Source organism: Spirosoma oryzae (genome assembly GCF_003002825.1).
Classification (GTDB): Bacteria; Bacteroidota; Bacteroidia; order Cytophagales; family Spirosomataceae; genus Spirosoma; species Spirosoma oryzae.
On the sequence record NZ_PVTE01000014.1, the window covers coordinates 80,638 to 97,623 of the forward strand.

Below are 16,986 nucleotides of genomic sequence, written 5' to 3' on the forward strand. Positions count from 1 at the left end.
AACGCACTCGTCTATTGTACAACGTAACTAGCCAATAGTTGAACGCTATTGATCTTTTCGATAGCTTGACCCATAAAATAAGGCAATCATGGTCAAAAAGGGGGGCGATACACTCGTTCGAGAGGAGGTCAGGCCGGACGCCGATAGTTCGTTCCGTATTCTGGTGACGCCCCACCTGAACGACTTCTATTACTGGCACTTTCACCCCGAATACGAACTGGTGTACATCGACCGGGCGGACGGCACCCGGCAGGTTGGCGACCACCTGTCCCGGTTCACGGGTAGCGACCTGGTCCTGATCGGACCGTATATCCCGCATCTCAATTTCGACTATGGCGTCCGGACCGATTACCGCAAGGTAGTGGTGCAGGTAGGCCCTTCCTTTCTCGGTACGGGTCTGACACAAACGCCCGAGTTGACCGCCATTGGCCGGCTTTTCGAGCAGTCGCGACAGGCAATTGCGTTTGGCGAAGCGACGAAAGCTGTGATTGGTGAACGGATGCTGCGCCTGCCCGGCCTGCCTCAGTTTGCGCAGTTTGTCGAGTTGTTATCGATCTTCAATCAGTTGGCCACCGCTCCGGATGCGACCCTGCTTCATCCCCACCCCGTTGAGTCGCCCTATAGCCAACGGCAGATGGATCGCATTCAACGGGTACACGACTATGTTGCACAGCATTACCAGCGTAAACTCGATAGTGCCGAACTCGCCGATCTGACGAATCTGACACCCGAAGCCTTCTGCCGATACATGCGTCAGATGACCCGCATGACCTTTACAGAATACGTCAATCAGTACCGCGTGCAGCAGGCCAAGCTGTTGCTGCGTCAGCAACGCAGCGTCACGGAAGCCTGTTTCAGCAGTGGTTTCGAGAGCCTGTCGTACTTCAACCGCGTCTTCCGGCGCGCAACCGGCGACAGCCCGAGGGGGTTCAAGCGTCGGTTTACGGTATGATGGTTTACGGTTTTCCGTATTCGGATTACGGTGGCACGTTACATGGCGACTATTCCGTACTGGATACCTTTTCATGGCCGATACGCTAACGGGCCAATTTCTGTAAACCGTAAACAGAAAACCGTTAATCGAAGAGGTACCAGTCGACACCGAAGGCAAAGCCACGACGCATTTGCAGGTAGTTGGGCGCGACGAAATAACCGGGTTGTAGGACGCCCTGATTAGCGTGGGTCAGCTTAACAAACAGACGCGTCCGATTGACCCGCAGGTTGGCGTACAGATCGGCAAGGATGTAGCCTTCTACCTGCTGACTGTTTTGCAGGTAAAACTGCTGGGTAATGGGCATGTAGGCGTTGGCGTAGTAAGGCGACTTGTAATGCAGATCGACCCCCACCTGAATGTACAGCGCCTTGGCATACAGCACTTCATACTGGAAGCGGGCGTTCATGAAAAAGGGGGGCGTTTGCAGGTAACTACGGGTCGACTGCAAGGTGTAGTACGCTTGTCCCGATGCCAGAAATTTACCAGCCGCAAGCCGGTAGCCCAGCCCTGTTTGCAGCACCGAAAACGAGCCGGATGCCTGCTGGGCAATGGCCTGCTGATCGAAATAAACGTAATTGGTCAGCAGGTAATAATTGACTCCCGGTTCGATTTGCAGCTTGCGGTAGCGTAGGTTCAGCTTGCCGAACGCATGGTTGTAGCCCCGCAGGTTGAACCCTTCCCGTCGCCAGTTGATAATATTGCTCTGAAATCGCTCCTGCAACAGCGTTGGTTGTACGAAGATCGACGAATACCCCGCCGTCAGCAGTCGACTCGTCAGCTGCCCCTGGAGTCGGTAGCCACCTCCGACCTGGTATTCCGCTTCGGCAGTGATCTGCGACAGACTGTCGGGGAAGTAGTAGCCCAGCCAGCCCCCCAGAAAGGTTTCAAAGCGACGGGTTTCGTATTCGTTGGATTGCGCGTATCCGGTGGCATACTGCGTGTACTGCCCATAGATTCGGTTGCGCAAGTACGCCCGGTAGTTGAACGCCGATCCGTTCCGCTCGAAGATACCTTTGAGACCGACCTGATTTTCGAGTAACCGGAAGCGCGCGTCGAGCACTATTTTCGATGTATCGCCCAGATTCGCTGCGGTACCCAGAATTTCCTTATAAAAGCCCGCGTTGACAGCCAGCGTCGTATCCTGATAAAAATTCTTGTGCCGTTTGTAGTCGAGTCGGTGAAAGAGCTGAATGCCTTCGGCTGGCGCAAACTGCTGGTAGATATGGTAGTCGTTACGAATTTCGCTGCTGTTAGGACTCGTGAAATAACCATTACCAACCGAGTTTCCCGTCAAACGGGAGTTGCCGGTATAGTTATAAATGATCGTTTCCCCCGTCACCGACGTACCCGATAGCACCCCACCCTGCTCATCGAGCGAGTGATTCATGTTGATGAAATTCGCCAGCAGCGTATACTTCTCATTCTTTGAGCGGTAATTCGTATGAATCACCCCGCTCCAGTTCTGCGCCAGTAACTTGTTGGGATCGTTGGTACCAGCTACGCCGTATTGTTTCTGCGATGTGAAGCGCTGCACGGCAAAGCCCACGTTCCAGCGCGGGGTGATGTTCTGGGCAAAATCGAAGCGAAGGATGTTCTGATTCCGCCCCCCCAGCGCTACGTACATATCCGTAAACGGCGACTTGGTGTTGTAGTATTTCACACTCAGGGGCTGATACGCGTAGGCATCGAACACCGTGTAGCCCGTCTGCGCCCCCAACTGATCGGGAACGTTGACAAACACCGGGTGCATGGGTGTACCCAGTGCGCCCAGATCCTGGTACAGATTATGGCTCCGCTGCACGTACAAAAACCGGTGCACCTCGTCCATCGTCGTATCGACGGGATACAGTGTACGCCGATTGTTCAGTACGTCGTCTTCCAGTATATAGCGCGTCGTGGTGGGGCCGTAGATTACTTTCGTTGAGTCGTCGATTCCGGATGGCGATGTATTGGTGGTCGACATGGGCTGGGTTGCTCCGAAGCCCGTATTACCGAATCCGCCCGGAACCTGCTGCCCCCAGGCCGTTCCGACCAGACTTAACAACAGCACCAAAAAAGGTATGCATCTATTCATTGACTCAAAAGTACGGCAAAAGCGGCTGTTCCTAGAAGACCGGTGCGCGTGTTAGTTTTTTTTAAGAGTTAGCGTCGAACGCAGCCAGCAACTGATCGAACTGCCGGGCAGAATCGGGCAAAAAACGGACCGCTATCGGCAGGTAATAGAGCGGTAACGTCGCCCGTTCGTCCGGGGTCAGGAGCGCGTCGAGCTTGACCCAGTCTTTTTCCGTCGTCAGCAACGATGTCCCAGCCGGTAGCGCAGCCAACAGGCGATCCAGATCAGCACGCTGGTAGGCATAGTGATCGGCAAAGCGGTGATGCTTGTGCATAGTGAAGGACTGCCGTACGTACGCATCCAGCGGATCGGCGTTAGCCAATCCGGACACAAGCACGACGTTTTGGCGCGTATCGTCCGACCGATGCGTTGCAAACGCAACCGGCTGTCCGTAGTGCAGACCCGCAAATAGCACCGGTACATCCGCCCGGCTATAGCGACGCACAGCCTGCTTAATCCGCTCCTGTTCGTCGGCGGAGAGGGCATCGGGGCATTTTGTGATGATGACCGCATCGGCCCGATTCGCGCCCGACCGGCTTTCGCGCAGCCGCCCCGCCGGAAACGGATAGTCGGTATAGAACGGCCGGTTAAAGTCCGACAGCAGCAGATTCAGGTGCGGGTCGACGGCCCGGTGCTGGTAGGCATCGTCGAGCAAAACCTGTCGTAGCTGCGGGAACAGTTGCTGCATCTGCCGAAGCGCGTCGGCACGTCGCTCACCCACGCACACCCGAATCAGGTGCCCGAATTTCCGGTAAATCTGTAAGGGTTCGTCCCCCAGCGTTTGGGCGGTATCCGTATTGGCAGCCACACGAAAGCCGCTGGTTTTTCGGCCATAGCCCCGACTCAACGTGGCGGTTTCTGGCAATTGACCAGTGTCTTGCGGAAGGTACCGTTTAATCAAAAACTCAACCAGGGGTGTCTTTCCCGTCCCACCTACGGTAAGGTTTCCCACGCTGATTACGCGAAGCGCAGGCCGTTCTTTTTTAAATAATCCATTGTCATAGAATGCATTACGCACCCGCATGACGCTTCCGTACAGATACCCCAGGGGAACCAGTATGTTACCACTCACTGCCTGTCGACCTAATAATTTCGTAACATTGCTCTTGCTGAGCAGTCAAAAGTAGTACTTTTAGGGTTGCAGAATCTCCTCCTCCCTTCACCTGTCTGATGAGTCTAAAGGCCGACTACCTGAAACATACGTTGCATTTTCGCTTCGAAGCGGGTACGTCGCGCGGGACGCTGACTGAAAAAACGTCGTACATCGTTCGGTTGTATGATACCACCGATCCAACGGTTATTGGGTACGGCGAATGCGGACCGCTGGTGGGCCTGAGTTACGACGATCGACCCGATTTTGAATCGCAGTTGCAGGACTACTGTCAGCAGTTTACCGACCTCGATCTGCAACTGTTCAGCTGGAATATTCCCATCATTCTGAATCAGCTGATCGAGCCAACGTTTCCCAGTATTCTGTTTGGCTTTGAAACGGCCATGCACGATTTTCTGGCGGGCGGTCAGCGGATACTGTTTCCATCCGATTTCACCAACGGCACCCGCAATCTGCCGATCAACGGCCTGATCTGGATGGGCAGTGAATCGTTTATGCGGCAGCAGATTGATGAGAAACTCGCAGCCGGTTATACAACCATCAAGCTGAAGATTGGCGCTATCGACTTCGAGCAGGAATGCGACCTCCTGGCCATGATTCGCAGTCAGTATACGGCGGAACAGATTACGTTGCGGGTCGACGCCAACGGCGCGTTTTCGCCCGACGAAGCGATGCGCAAGCTGGAACGGCTGGCAACGTATCAGCTGCATTCCATCGAGCAGCCCGTCCGGGCAGGGCAACCGGACCTGATGGCCGATCTCTGCCGCAGTACCCCCGTACCGATTGCACTCGACGAAGAGCTGATCGGCCAAATGGAGTACATGCACAAGTTCCGGCTGCTGCGGAAGATTCAGCCCCAGTATATTATCCTGAAGCCAACGTTGCTGGGTGGCATGCGCCACTGCGACGAATGGATCGAACTGGCCGGCCGGCTCAACATCGACTGGTGGATTACTTCGGCGCTAGAGTCGAACATCGGGTTGAATGCCATTGCGCAGTATACGGCCCAATTCCGTAACCTCGCCCCACAAGGACTGGGTACCGGGCAACTCTACCACAACAACATCGACAGCCCACTCACAATCGTCGCTGGTACACTTCACTACAATCCCGCCCAACGCTGGGATTTCAGCACCCTGTCGGAGCTGAAATCGGCCAGGGACTAGCATTCCGCCAGTCGGAACTGCCTAAAACCAGTCCGGATCTTCACCTAGGTCTGTGAAGACACAGACCTGCATGCAACAGCTACCGCAAGGGGTCTGTGTCTTCACAGACCTGGGAGATCGCTACAGACCTTGGAGACATGAGAAATCAGCAAGTTCCGGCGCTAAATCCTGTTCATCCTGTGAATCCTGTCAAAAAACTTGTCAGTACCCACAAACGTCTTTCTACACCCAGTCGATACCCTTAACCAGTTTCGAGAGTGTATCGGCTTCGGGCGATGCGGGTTCCGCGTGGAAATCGTAGATCCAGTTGGCCTGCGGGGGCATACTCATCAGAATCGACTCCGTACGGCCATTCGTTTCCAGACCGAACTTGGTCCCCCGGTCCCAGACTAGGTTAAATTCCACATACCGGCCCCGACGTAGCAGTTGCCACTGCTTCTCGCGCTCGCCGAACGGCAGATCGCGGTTGTTGACCATGAAGTGCGTGTAGATGGGCGCGAAGGCGTTACCGACGTCTTGCACAAACGCAAACAGATCGGCTTTATGGGCGGGACTGGCAGGTTTCAGGTAATCGAAGAAAATACCGCCGACACCCCGTGTTTCCTGCCGGTGCGGGATGTAGAAGTACTCGTCGGCCCAGGTTTTAAAGCGCGGGTGGTACGCAGCATCGTGCCGATCGCAGACCGTCTTGAGGTACTGATGAAACCACCGTGCATCAGCATCATCGACATAGTGAGGAGTCAGGTCGATACCGCCCCCAAACCAGCTGTGTCCGCTGCTCATCTCGAAGTAGCGCACGTTCATGTGGATGATCGGCACGCGCGGACTGTGTGGGTGCAGCACAATCGACACCCCCGTTGCGTAGAACTCCGCTGGTTCGGTCAGGTTGAGTGACCGCAGCGTGGCTTCCGTTGCTTCGCCATGTACCGCCGAATAGCCAACGCCCCCTTTCTCGATGACAGCTCCTCCCGCGATCGTTCGCGAGCGACCACCGCCCCCGCCCGGTCGTTCCCAGGCATCGGTGCGGAATCGACCCACACCATCGGCCGCTTCGAGCGACTGACAGATGCGGTTCTGCAAATCCATAAAAAATTGACTGATGGTTTCTTTGCTGAGGGTCTGATCGGTAATCATGCCGCAAAGGTCGCCGTTTTTGGGCGAACCCGGTTCACTCACTCGCCTAATTTCAGCGTGTAGCGCGTCGGCCGCTGCTTATCGATCAGCAGTAGCAACCCCTGCTCAGCGAGTTGGCGTAGGAGTTTACCCGCCCGGTACGCCGATATATTGATGAGCTTGGCGAGTTTGTCGTCAGTGATCGACTCGTTCCGGCGCAGGTATTGTACCAGCGTTCGCACGGTGGGTGATTTGAGCAGGTGTGCATCGGCATTTTCACTGCCCAGAATAAGTTTGCTGGTTGGTACCGACTTATCTTTTGCCCGCACGTAGATCGTACGCCGACTATGCTCGTCGATGGCGTAATGCGGTTTTTCTTCGCTCTCGGCAACCGTAATGATCAGGATCACGCGCCCATCGGGTTTCTGCACTTCGTAGCTCACCGCTAACGGAGGGTCGACAAGCCGGTCGGTTGCTTCTTCGATCCGGCGCATTTCGCGCAGTTCCGACGGTACCCCGACAACACGTCCGTCGTCGGCAACACCAATCAATAGCGTCCCACCGGCGGTGTTGGCGAAAGCCGCCAGTGTACGCGCAATCCGGTGCGACGTTGAGATCGTCCGTTTAAATTCGAGCCGGGTACCTTCGCCCCGCGCAATCAGATCATCGAGTTGGTTTCGGGTCATGCAGAATCGATAAACGAGAAATACGGGCTACGACAGGCCCATTCTTTTACGGCGTGACTGAACTATACTAAAAACAGCCTTTGACTCATTCGCGTTTAAAAATAAACAGTTTCCCGTACTATTTTTCGCTATTCATCATAATTTACACGGTCCTGAAAACACGATCATTCGCCGACGAAACAGGTTAGTATAAAGCCAAACATCGCAATCGCGATACGGACTAACTGGCGTTACCCAGTGTACACGCAACGAACAGAAAGATTGTCATCTGATAATCAACACGTACGCAGGATCGGATACCAAGTCCGTTCTTCTGATACAACTCGAATCACAGTAACGAGCAGGAACGCGGAGTAATTGACGCCAGAAATTCTCAATCGTTACGCCCGACCAACGTCAGCACTTTTTGTATACCTAGGCATAAAAAAAGCCGCAACTCGTGATGAGCTGCGGCTTTTTTTAGTTGTATGTTCTAGGCTTCTACGTTCTTTGGTTTACGGCCCCGTGGCTTACCGGTGTACGGTGCTTTTTCGGTCGTGTCGTTCAGCAGAAGTTCATAACCGGTTACACCTTCGCTGTATGAAAACGGCTTTATCGTAAACGTATATTTAGTGCTGGCGTAGTCGAGTTTTCCTTTCTGTAGAATAGCGCCGAGCGAAATCGTGTAACTCTTCGCAGCTTTCTCCATGACAAAGCTTTCCTCATTATCCGCACCCGCTGGAACTAGATAAAGGGCTTTAATTTTACGCTTGCCTTCCTGCGTACCGATCATAAACTGGCCTTCTTCCGGCTTCAATCCGATTTGGTCCACCGATTTCATCGGAAACACCAGTTTGCCCGCGCCTGAAATATAGCCGGTGCTCACCACTTTTTTCTCGGCAGCCGGTTTCGTTTCTTTCTCGGCGTTATTGTCTTCGGGTTTGTAGAATCGAATATTTTTTGCTTTCATGTGACAGTGAATTTTCTTGACAGGACAAAGGTAACAAACCGCTTTATAGAAATCCTAAAGCAAGCTTTTTTTCCTGTTTAGTAGCAACTCACAATTTTACGATAAAGTTACCCGTACCTTTTAGTTTTTTCTCTTTTCTCGCGTCAATTCCCCGGCGAACTATTTCACAAAATTACTCGATGAACCTACTGCGATCAATCGAGCACGGTCGCTATCTTCCAGTCTTCATCAACCTGCTTATTGCCCAAGATCGTGGCAAATAACTACGCTACGCAATTGTTTATCAATCAGGTAAGACAAGCCTGAACCAATCGAAATGAACTCCTGCACGACGTAAAAAATAAAATCACCGGCCTATAAATTGACCGGTGATTCGCACGTTAAGAAATACACTTACCTGCTTATTACTGCTTCAACATAAAGCGGTCAAGTAGTAGATAACGGTCCCGATTTTTTTCTGTTTCAGCCCGCGTATTCACGTCAATATACATAACACTCGCTGGTTTTCCGGGTACGACAGCGGGCCAATTTGGTAGCCCTTTGCTATTTGGATTACCCGTTTTGATGAAACCGGCGAAGTACCGCTGCATCGTTTTTGATACGTTGTAGTCGTCGGGCGTCCAGGCGTATACACTGTTTGTCGCCAGATTGCCCATGGCATATTCGATCTCGGCCGAGTGAACAGCACCTTTCGCGGCTGGCATTTTTATCGCGTTAGGGTCGTTGCTTTTCACCACGCCACCCGCTAAACCCGGCGTGGCATCGCCCATTTTTTCGGTCATTGCCGGCCGTGCCCGCGTGTACATGTACCGATAGACCGGCTTGCCGCCCGTCTGACTTTGCAAGTCCGACCATTTCCAGGTGCTGAACCCGATAAAGCGATCACCGGCCAGACTTGTTGCTACGGTTTCAACGTCGCTGTCCGACTGAACAGCGTACTGCTTCAAAATAGCATCGGCCTGTTCCGGATACATCCTTTTTACCGCGCTTGTATAATTATCGACCGTGGGCGCTTCCTTGCCAAGCATGGCGCGGTAGTTCATTTCCTCGGAGTTCCAGCCGACCAGCAGCGGCACGTGCGCCTGCTGCCCGGATTCGAAAATGGCCAGGGGCGACTTCGGGAAAAAGTAACCATCGACCACGACGGAGAAGCGGGGGGTATTTGGCTGAGCCGTCGCGGCCAGTATCTTCTCCGCCGGGATAGCCCGCAGTTCTGCCAGCGATTTAGCGCCCATCTGCTCGGCAAACGCTACTCCTTGTTTCTCACCGTCGGCCAGCGACACCGGCGACAAGGTACCCAGCAACGAGCCACTTTCACCAATGGCCCCGGCCAGCATATCCTTCGACAAGGGCGACGCCATCAGCGCACTTACAGACACCGATCCGGCCGACTCACCAGCGATCGTGATACGCTTGGGATCACCGCCAAACGCAGCAACGTTGTCGCGCACCCATTTCAGGGCCGCGTACTGATCGAGCAAGCCGTAGTTACCCGACGCCTTGTGCGACGACTCAGCGGTCAGTTCGGGGTGCGCCATAAAACCGAATACATTGAGCCGGTAGTTGACCGTTACGGCCACGATTCCCTGTTTGGCCATGCTTTCACCGTCGTAACGGGGTTCGGAACCATCGCCCGCCATAAACCCACCGCCATAGTAATAAACCAGCACAGGCAGTTTTTCCTTCGCCGATTTGGCGGGCGTCCAGACGTTCAGGTACAGACAGTCTTCACTAACGCCATTCGAGCGGAAGCCCATGTCGCCAAAAATGGGGCGCTGCATCGCGCGTGGCCCGAAGGCGGTTGCCTGCCGAACGCCCTGCCAGTTAGCCGCCGGTTGGGGCTCTTTCCAGCGCAGATCACCCACGGGTGGGGCGGCAAACGGAATGCCCTTGAATGACCGAACGCCACTCGCTTCGGCTGTTCCAGCCAGTGTACCGTTGGCCACTTTGGCCTGCGGCTGCGCCCCTGCGCCCGACTGCGCCATGCCAGGCAGCACAGCACAGGTCGTCAGTGCCAGACCGATAATCAGGTTTTTCATAGGTGTTATTGATTTTAGGATGCACGATCAGAAGCAATACGTTTATTGTACATATTGCCTCTGACCGTAAACGCTAAAAGCAGCAGAAACTACTGTATCCAACAGCTAGATAGGAATATGGATGCGCAGGCAGGGCTACACTATGCCCTGTGAACCCGGTGTCTTAGATGACAAGGTCATTCGCTCCTGGTGGCGAATCGCTTGATCCGTTCATTATAGCGGTCGAGCTGGGCATCATCGGGGGAACCAGCCTGATGTAGTTCGAACAGGAGAAAATCGGCCCGATCAGCGCCCTCCAGCATACCCTCGAATTTAAGCTCTTCATCTACCCAGGCGGCTGTTTTACGGAGATCGATGGCCTGCTGAAGAACGGCCTGCACAATGGTCGTCGTTCGCTCGGGGCTTTGCGTGGTCAGCAGCAGCGTACTGACCGACCGCACGTAATCGGCATAAACCAGTTCGTCGGCGGGCAGGGTAGCCTGTACCCATTGGTAAGTCAGCGTTTGGATTACCTCTTTGTAGGGCGATTGGCCAAGATCGTCGGGGTGTATGCGTCGATTCACAACTTAAACATACCGGTTTCCGGTCAACTTCCCATACGCAGGCCAATCGAACCTGCTGATACCCGGCAGCCGGATTATGTTGTACTGACGAGCCACAGCATGATCGTTCCTACTGAGGCATACAATAAAGCCGCAGCCGTACACTTTACCTTGCACAGCTTTCCCTCGCGGGTGCGTACGGCTTCATCAAGATAAGTAATTGTAACTACCCAGCAGCAGATAGCGGAGACCAGTATACCAGCAGGATTCATAACGAGTGAGTGAAATACCATGGATCGAGACGCTGTCTATACGCATAAAACCGATACCTGGATTCTCGCTACCTACTGTTGGTTCTACCTACTTTTATCAGTTCCTCGATGCGACCAACGTTTACAAAAAATCCCCGGCTCTGTCAGTAACAGAACCGGGGATCAACCCGTGTAAGCAACGATTTATTATTTCTTGGTCGAGTCGGGCATAACAACTTTCGTTGTGTCCGTCATCATCATGGCAGAATCACCGCTAACAACGGTTTCGCTTTCAACGACGGTAGCCGTGTCGGTGGTAGCCGCTTCCGACGACTCGGTTTTCTTAGACTGGCAACCAACGGCCATTGACAACATTACGGCGAAGAAGAGCGTAGATTTAACTACAGATTTCATAGTGATTGTGAATTTTACGGTTTCACGGGTTGATACGCCATCCGCGAATAGGTAACCCAATCACCCTGCCTTTTTACTCTCTTTTTAATGTATGACCATCTATCAATCCGGCTGATGATAAACCAGCACCGGCACGTCAGACTTGGTAATCAGCGCGGCAGCGTAGTTTGGGTGAAAGAGTTTATCCAGAAAACCGGTTTGCGGGTACAGCTCCATCACAATCAAATCAGCCAGCGTATGCTTCATCTGCTCTTCGGTCAGAATCATCAGCGTTGCATCGAAGGCGTTGACCAGCGAATCGGTCTGTCTGGCTACGTCACTCTGCTGCGTTTGCGGCTGCATGGCATAAGCGATTGACTTTATTTCCGCCGGATACGTCGCCTTACCACTTTCATCGGGTGTTGGCACAACCAGCACCGGGCAACGTACGTTATCGACGACATCGCTTACGGACGTCCCCGATAACCGATCGAAAAACGTGCTGAGATCCGACCGGCCCATCACGATCAGGTCAGCCCTGTACTGTTTGGCCGCGTCAATGATTTCATCTTCGACCGACCCGACTCGCCAATCAGCGTCAACCGAGAATCCCTCGCTTTGGAGTGACATGGCCAGCGCTTCCAGGTTTTGACGGCTGATGGTTTCCAGCTCCAGCGATGCCGGCGTACTCACCGCGATACCAGCCCCCGGATCGGCAACGCTGGGTAAGGTCGTATCCGGAACGATAGGCTGGTACACGTGCAATAAGGTGATGGTAGCGCCGGTTTTGCGGGCAAACAGACGGGCCCAGGCCAGCGGTGCTTCAGTAGTGGTCGTGAAATCGGTCGGGAAGAGTAACGTGTTCATGCGTAGGAAGTGGTCTTTCTGAAAGAACTAACGAAACGGCCAACATTCCCGCCCCCAACCGGAAATTTGTTTACTGAGCCGGTTTTTCCGTGGTAATACCACCCATCTTTTCCACCGCCAGCAATTGCTTCATCGTCTTGTCCATTCCCTCTGTCGACCCGTCGAGGAAGATGACGTTGCCTTTGCCGTTTTCCGCAAAATGCTTGATGGCTTCCGTCCAGATGGAGAACAGAATCAGCGATGCGTCGAGCTTGGCTTCGGTCATGACTTTCGCCGATTCGGCCATACCCTTGGCCACTTCCTCCCGAAATAACGCTACGCCCTGTCCGCGCAGCTGCGACGCATTTTTCTCGGCTTCGGCCGAAATCTGGATCGCGTTCCCCTCTGCTTCGGCGGCTTTGGTCTTGGTGATAAGCAGGGCCTGCCCTTCATTTTCGGCGGCTGCTTTCAGGTTCGATGAAGCGACAACCTGCGCCATCGACCGCATGATGATTTCGTCGAACGCAATGTCGTTGAGTTGCAGGTCGATCAGGTGATAGCCCCAGCTTTCGAGCAGGGTGTCGATCTGGGCTTTTACGTGTTCGATGATTTCACCCCGCAAGCCCAGAATTTCCGCCTGCCGTTTGGTAGCGACGAAGCTCCGAATCGACCCCTCGATGGTACGGATCAGGGCCTGCATGAACGAAGCCTGGTCGATGAATTTGAAGGCGACGTTCTTAATCGTTTCTTCTTCCTGGTTGAGTACCGAGTACACCAGCATCGCCTTGAAGTTGACGTTGGCCTGGTCGGCCGTGATCGCCTGAAAAGCCAGTTCAACCGACTGGTTCTGAATGGACACGCGCCGGTAGATGAATTCGATAAACGGGATTTTGAAATTCAGGCCGGGCATCATGATCCGGGCGTACTTGCCAAAAATCGTGACGACGGCAACGGTACCCTGCTGTACGATTACGACAGACAGGAAGACAAGCAGGGCAGCAAGAAAAAAGAGAATCAGCAAAAACGGCATGGGAGTGTGTGTTTAGGTTAACAGACCGAAGCTACCGGTTTGTCAGTATCCGACACTAGTGAAACCGTACTAACGGTTTAAACTGACTCCGTTTGTGCACAGGCATTGATGTCGGGCTATTGCCATCTTGTTGGTACCGGTTCCGGACGAAGTAAATCCTGATTTCGCTGCGGCTACGGCAGATTCACGAGCGCATTGAAGAACACAGCGACTAATAGCAACGAAGTCGGGTTTGTTCAACATGCATCCGCCCCGCGAGATGACCGGAATACGGTTCTCGCGGGGCGGATGCATTTCGTTAATTCGCTTGTTACGCCAGCACTTCCTCCGGCATATCGACGTCGACCGTCGGCGACGATACGTTTTGCTGACGGATGTACAGTACCACACCCAGTAGCAGACCGGCGGTGGCCAGGCCCGCGCCTACCCACTGCGGTGATGCGTACCCAAGTCCGGCAGCAATCGGTAGTCCGCCGAGAAAAGCACCCAGTGCGTTCCCGATGTTAAAACCGGCCTGCGTCACCGACGATGCCAGCATTTCGGACCCGTTCGATGCGCGAATCATCAGAATCTGAATGGGTGCGCCCAACGAGAACGAGATAGCTCCCGTCACAAACGTCATCGCCAGAATCGGCAGTTTGAACGGCGACACGTAGTAAACCACAATCAGGCTGACCGCCATCAGCCCCAGAAAGAGCATGGTCGCTTTGATGGGCGACACCCGGTCGGCAACCATCCCCGACAGCAAATTACCCACGGCCATACCGATACCGGCCAGTACCAGAATCCAGGTAATCTGATCGGCCCGGAAGTGGGCTACCTCGGTCAGCAGCGGGGCAATGTAGCTGAACCAGGCAAACAGACCACCCGTACCGATCGCCGTGATGCCCAAGATAAGCCAGGGTTCCGCGTAGGTAAACAGCTTCAGGTCTTTGCGCAGGTTGGTCTGACCAACGACCGGCATGTCGGGTAGTAGTTTGTAGATCCCAGCCAGTGTGATCAGTCCGACAACGCCGATGACGACGAACGTCAGTCGCCAGCTTAGCTCATGACCGATATACGTACCAAGCGGCACCCCGACAATGTTGGCGACGGTCAGGCCGGCAAACATCATCGAAATCGATTGCGCTTCTTTGCCTTTGGCAGCCAGCCGACTCGCAACCACCGCGCCGACACCGAAGAATGCGCCATGCGGCAAACCCGACAGCAACCGGGTAATGAGCATGATCTCATAACTCGGCGCAAACGACGACAGCAGGTTGAAGACCGTGAACATCGCCATCAGACCCAGCAGAATTTTTTTCGGCGGATAATTGCCGGCAATGGCCACCAGCAAGGGCGCGCCCAGTACCACACCCAAGGCGTAGGCCGAAATCAGGTGACCAGCCACGGGAATCGAGATGTCTAGGGTCCGGGCCAGGTCAGGCAGGATACCCATCATTACGAACTCCGTCATGCCGATGCCGAAGCCACCCATCGTTAGTGGCAGCAGGTTCTTTTTCATACGTTTGCAAGTCTCCTACAATCAGTCTACTATTTGTACCACTGATCGTCCCGCACGGGGCGGTTATTCTTGGATAAATGCAAAACAATGAAATTCGTTTCACTACCTGCGAATGTTCGTATTTCTTAGCGAATCAGTGCAACAACGACTAAAAGCTAAGGCCCAGTCGCACGGCCAGCCGGTTGTAGACGCGGTGTTCGTCGCGCCGGATATCGTTCCAGCCTAACGGTTTATTGGCGTCGACCGTCTGCCGTTTGTAGCTGAGCGACAGCAGAAAAGCTCCTTTACCGGGTTTACCAAATCGCAGGCCAAGACCGGGGTTGAGCATCAGCCCACCCTTCGTCAGTTCGTTGCCCGTCGACGCTCTGTTGAGCCAGGTGAGGCCGTACCCAACGTCGGCCGAGACGAAGAGATTGACACCGTTTTGTTCCACCCGCGTCAGGTCGTAGCGCAATCCGGCACCAACCGGCAACAGCAATGCGTTGGCATACCAGTCGACACCGACGACGCCACCCACCGCCAGCCGGGGCCGCAGCTGTACGCCGTTGAAGGTTTGTATGGTCAGGCTTACTTTGTTTTCGACCTGCTCCGTCGGCGATCCGAAGCCCGACGGGTACGCAACCCGCCCGAACAGCCCGCCCAGCTCGGTATAGTTGACAAAGGGGTGTGCCTGCTCCAATCGCTCCACAACCGGCAGCTGCGCCCACAGCGCCGGTACGCTGCCCGCCAGCATAGCCAGCAGACAGCCAATCGTACGAATGAGTGCCATACTAGGTGAGCGTAGGCCGGTTGACGGGAATTTTGCTGAGCAGCCGTAGCCGGGCCGGATTGCTGTAGTCGAACTGGTAGAAACCATCCCGCCCGATCATCAGCAGAATTTTCTGTCCCGACACCGTACCCATTGGGATAACGTCGTACGCCTGTACGTCTTCGATGTACTGTTGTAGATTCCTGTCGATTTGCAGCGGATCGCTGGCGTTGAACGATTTCAGGCCGTAATCGCCTTCGCAGATAAACAGGTTCGGAAAATCGACCCCCAGCCCGTGCGGATTGCGCATCGGATAGCTTTTCACCAGCTTTGGACTCAGCAGATTACTGACATCGACCACGTCGAGCTGATTGGTGAAGCCGGCGCAGGTGCTCCCCGACCGCAGGGTCACGTATGCCGTGTTGCCATTGACAACGACCGGATCGCACACACGGGCGTGACTAAACGTCGACAGTGGTTTGGGTTGCGCCGGATTGCTGTTGTCGTAGATCAGCATTCCCGTCTGCGAACCGATAAACAGCTTGTCTTTGTAAGGAAAGATCGTTTCAATACCTCCGCTCATCGACACGGTATTGCTGAACGTGGGTTTGGCTGGCTGCTGCACGTTGAAGAGTTTCATGTCCGACGAGCTGACGGCATAAAGAAACTTGTCGTACAGGGCAAAACGGGCCATCGAGCCACCGGTGCCGCTGCTACCGCCCGCCGATCCGGCTTTGGTATCGCTGGATACACTACTCGCAAACATCGTGTTGACGGTCCACCAGCTAGTGGGTTGTGCGGGTGTCGCTTCACAGTTCGTCGGAACCGTCTGCGTCCGGTACTCGACACGCTGATCGCTGATGACCATGTTGTTGTTGGCCGGCTGATACGACCACCAGCCACCGTCGAACTGCCCCTGCATAAACACATTTTCAACGCGGGCTACTTCATGGATGTTGGCGATGTCGCTGATGTCGAACGTGACCAGGTCCATGTAGCTATCGGCATACAGATACTGATCGCGAACGGCGATGTCGCCATTGCCGGGTATGTTGATAAACGCCAGCGTTTTGGGCGACGACGGGTCGCGGTTATCGATGACGTGAATCCCTTCTTTCAGCTCATTGATAAACAGGTAGCCATCTTTCGTATAAATCTTACCCGGCTTAACCAGCGGCTGCGCGATGGAGATACCCACGCCCTGCCGCACCTGCGTGGTTGTCATGGTAACAGGTGTGTACTGCCGGAATACGCGCGTCTCGGTGCAGTTGTCTGTACAGGCAACGGCTGTCCACAGCAAGGGAATACACGCCAGTACGTAGAGGATTCGTTTCATAGCAGTCGATCAGGAATAGAGTACACCCCCACGACCCTACCCACTGACTAACCGTTGTAACATCCTCAGGAATAGCCAATTGATTTATTAAACGGTAGCTAAATTCTACGATCCGGATAACCATCTACGAAGAAATGGCGCGCACAATCGCGCGCTCCACCGGAC

General features: G+C 54.2%; 15 protein-coding genes. 2 read left to right on the forward strand and 13 right to left on the reverse strand.

The annotated features are described in order from the left end of the window. The first annotated feature begins 88 nt into the window (after positions 1 to 88). Positions 89 to 952 (forward strand): AraC family transcriptional regulator, encoded by an 864-nt coding sequence (locus tag CLV58_RS16870; protein WP_106139003.1) that lies wholly within the window; start codon positions 89 to 91, stop codon positions 950 to 952. A 124-nt stretch (positions 953 to 1,076) separates the two neighbouring features. Here CLV58_RS16870 and CLV58_RS16875 read toward each other — a convergent pair whose 3' ends face one another. Further along, positions 1,077 to 3,068 (reverse strand): putative porin, encoded by a 1,992-nt coding sequence (locus CLV58_RS16875; RefSeq protein ID WP_106139004.1) that lies wholly within the window; start codon positions 3,066 to 3,068, stop codon positions 1,077 to 1,079. A 61-nt stretch (positions 3,069 to 3,129) separates the two neighbouring features. Then, on the reverse strand, positions 3,130 to 4,179 hold the full coding sequence (lpxK, locus tag CLV58_RS16880) for a tetraacyldisaccharide 4'-kinase (RefSeq protein ID WP_281257924.1): 1,050 nt from the start codon (positions 4,177 to 4,179) through the stop codon (positions 3,130 to 3,132). 98 nt (positions 4,180 to 4,277) lie between these two features. Here lpxK and CLV58_RS16885 point away from each other — a divergent pair, with 98 nt between their 5' ends. Beyond that, positions 4,278 to 5,384 carry an o-succinylbenzoate synthase gene (locus CLV58_RS16885; protein WP_106139005.1) on the forward strand — a complete coding sequence of 369 codons (1,107 nt, stop codon included), beginning with the start codon at positions 4,278 to 4,280 and terminating at the stop codon, positions 5,382 to 5,384. A 222-nt stretch (positions 5,385 to 5,606) separates the two neighbouring features. Here CLV58_RS16885 and hemF read toward each other — a convergent pair whose 3' ends face one another. The 11 genes from hemF to CLV58_RS16945 form a co-directional block, all read right to left on the reverse strand. After that, positions 5,607 to 6,518 carry an oxygen-dependent coproporphyrinogen oxidase gene (gene hemF, locus CLV58_RS16890; RefSeq protein WP_106139006.1) on the reverse strand — a complete coding sequence of 304 codons (912 nt, stop codon included), beginning with the start codon at positions 6,516 to 6,518 and terminating at the stop codon, positions 5,607 to 5,609. Between the two features lie 38 nt (positions 6,519 to 6,556). Beyond that, entirely contained in the window at positions 6,557 to 7,183 is a 627-nt protein-coding gene (locus CLV58_RS16895; protein WP_106139007.1) for an ATP-binding protein, read from the reverse strand. Positions 7,184 to 7,655: 472 nt separating this feature from the next. After that, positions 7,656 to 8,132 carry a hypothetical protein gene (locus CLV58_RS16900; protein WP_106139008.1) on the reverse strand — a complete coding sequence of 159 codons (477 nt, stop codon included), beginning with the start codon at positions 8,130 to 8,132 and terminating at the stop codon, positions 7,656 to 7,658. Between the two features lie 404 nt (positions 8,133 to 8,536). Continuing rightward, a complete protein-coding gene (locus CLV58_RS16905) occupies positions 8,537 to 10,171 on the reverse strand; it encodes a carboxylesterase/lipase family protein (protein WP_106139009.1) in 1,635 nt (544 codons plus the stop codon). 176 nt (positions 10,172 to 10,347) lie between these two features. Continuing rightward, positions 10,348 to 10,734 carry a hypothetical protein gene (locus tag CLV58_RS16910; RefSeq protein WP_106139010.1) on the reverse strand — a complete coding sequence of 129 codons (387 nt, stop codon included), beginning with the start codon at positions 10,732 to 10,734 and terminating at the stop codon, positions 10,348 to 10,350. Positions 10,735 to 11,171: 437 nt separating this feature from the next. Next, positions 11,172 to 11,378 carry a hypothetical protein gene (locus CLV58_RS16915; RefSeq protein ID WP_106139011.1) on the reverse strand — a complete coding sequence of 69 codons (207 nt, stop codon included), beginning with the start codon at positions 11,376 to 11,378 and terminating at the stop codon, positions 11,172 to 11,174. Between the two features lie 102 nt (positions 11,379 to 11,480). Beyond that, positions 11,481 to 12,224 carry a universal stress protein gene (locus CLV58_RS16920; RefSeq protein WP_106139012.1) on the reverse strand — a complete coding sequence of 248 codons (744 nt, stop codon included), beginning with the start codon at positions 12,222 to 12,224 and terminating at the stop codon, positions 11,481 to 11,483. Between the two features lie 70 nt (positions 12,225 to 12,294). Further along, the gene (locus CLV58_RS16925) at positions 12,295 to 13,233 is read right to left on the reverse strand and encodes an SPFH domain-containing protein (protein ID WP_106139013.1); all 939 of its coding nucleotides are present in this window, start codon (positions 13,231 to 13,233) and stop codon (positions 12,295 to 12,297) included. 310 nt (positions 13,234 to 13,543) lie between these two features. Then, entirely contained in the window at positions 13,544 to 14,737 is a 1,194-nt protein-coding gene (locus CLV58_RS16930) for an MFS transporter (protein ID WP_106139014.1), read from the reverse strand. Positions 14,738 to 14,885: 148 nt separating this feature from the next. Beyond that, entirely contained in the window at positions 14,886 to 15,506 is a 621-nt protein-coding gene (locus CLV58_RS16935) for a hypothetical protein (RefSeq protein WP_211300871.1), read from the reverse strand. A 1-nt stretch (position 15,507) separates the two neighbouring features. Further along, the gene (locus tag CLV58_RS16945; protein WP_106139015.1) at positions 15,508 to 16,821 is read right to left on the reverse strand and encodes an LVIVD repeat-containing protein; all 1,314 of its coding nucleotides are present in this window, start codon (positions 16,819 to 16,821) and stop codon (positions 15,508 to 15,510) included. Positions 16,822 to 16,986: the final 165 nt, after the last annotated feature.

Bases quoted from the DNA above. Each gene is read 5' to 3' on its own strand.
- CLV58_RS16870 (WP_106139003.1), top strand. From the start codon at position 89: ATGGTCAAAAAGGGGGGCGATACACTCGTTCGAGAGGAGGTCAGGCCG.
- CLV58_RS16875 (WP_106139004.1), bottom strand. From the start codon at position 3,068: ATGAATAGATGCATACCTTTTTTGGTGCTGTTGTTAAGTCTGGTCGGA.
- CLV58_RS16885 (WP_106139005.1), top strand. From the start codon at position 4,278: ATGAGTCTAAAGGCCGACTACCTGAAACATACGTTGCATTTTCGCTTC.
- hemF (WP_106139006.1), bottom strand. From the start codon at position 6,518: ATGATTACCGATCAGACCCTCAGCAAAGAAACCATCAGTCAATTTTTT.
- CLV58_RS16895 (WP_106139007.1), bottom strand. From the start codon at position 7,183: ATGACCCGAAACCAACTCGATGATCTGATTGCGCGGGGCGAAGGTACC.
- CLV58_RS16900 (WP_106139008.1), bottom strand. From the start codon at position 8,132: ATGAAAGCAAAAAATATTCGATTCTACAAACCCGAAGACAATAACGCC.
- CLV58_RS16905 (WP_106139009.1), bottom strand. From the start codon at position 10,171: ATGAAAAACCTGATTATCGGTCTGGCACTGACGACCTGTGCTGTGCTG.
- CLV58_RS16915 (WP_106139011.1), bottom strand. From the start codon at position 11,378: ATGAAATCTGTAGTTAAATCTACGCTCTTCTTCGCCGTAATGTTGTCA.
- CLV58_RS16920 (WP_106139012.1), bottom strand. From the start codon at position 12,224: ATGAACACGTTACTCTTCCCGACCGATTTCACGACCACTACTGAAGCA.
- CLV58_RS16925 (WP_106139013.1), bottom strand. From the start codon at position 13,233: ATGCCGTTTTTGCTGATTCTCTTTTTTCTTGCTGCCCTGCTTGTCTTC.
- CLV58_RS16930 (WP_106139014.1), bottom strand. From the start codon at position 14,737: ATGAAAAAGAACCTGCTGCCACTAACGATGGGTGGCTTCGGCATCGGC.
- CLV58_RS16935 (WP_211300871.1), bottom strand. From the start codon at position 15,506: ATGGCACTCATTCGTACGATTGGCTGTCTGCTGGCTATGCTGGCGGGC.
- CLV58_RS16945 (WP_106139015.1), bottom strand. From the start codon at position 16,821: ATGAAACGAATCCTCTACGTACTGGCGTGTATTCCCTTGCTGTGGACA.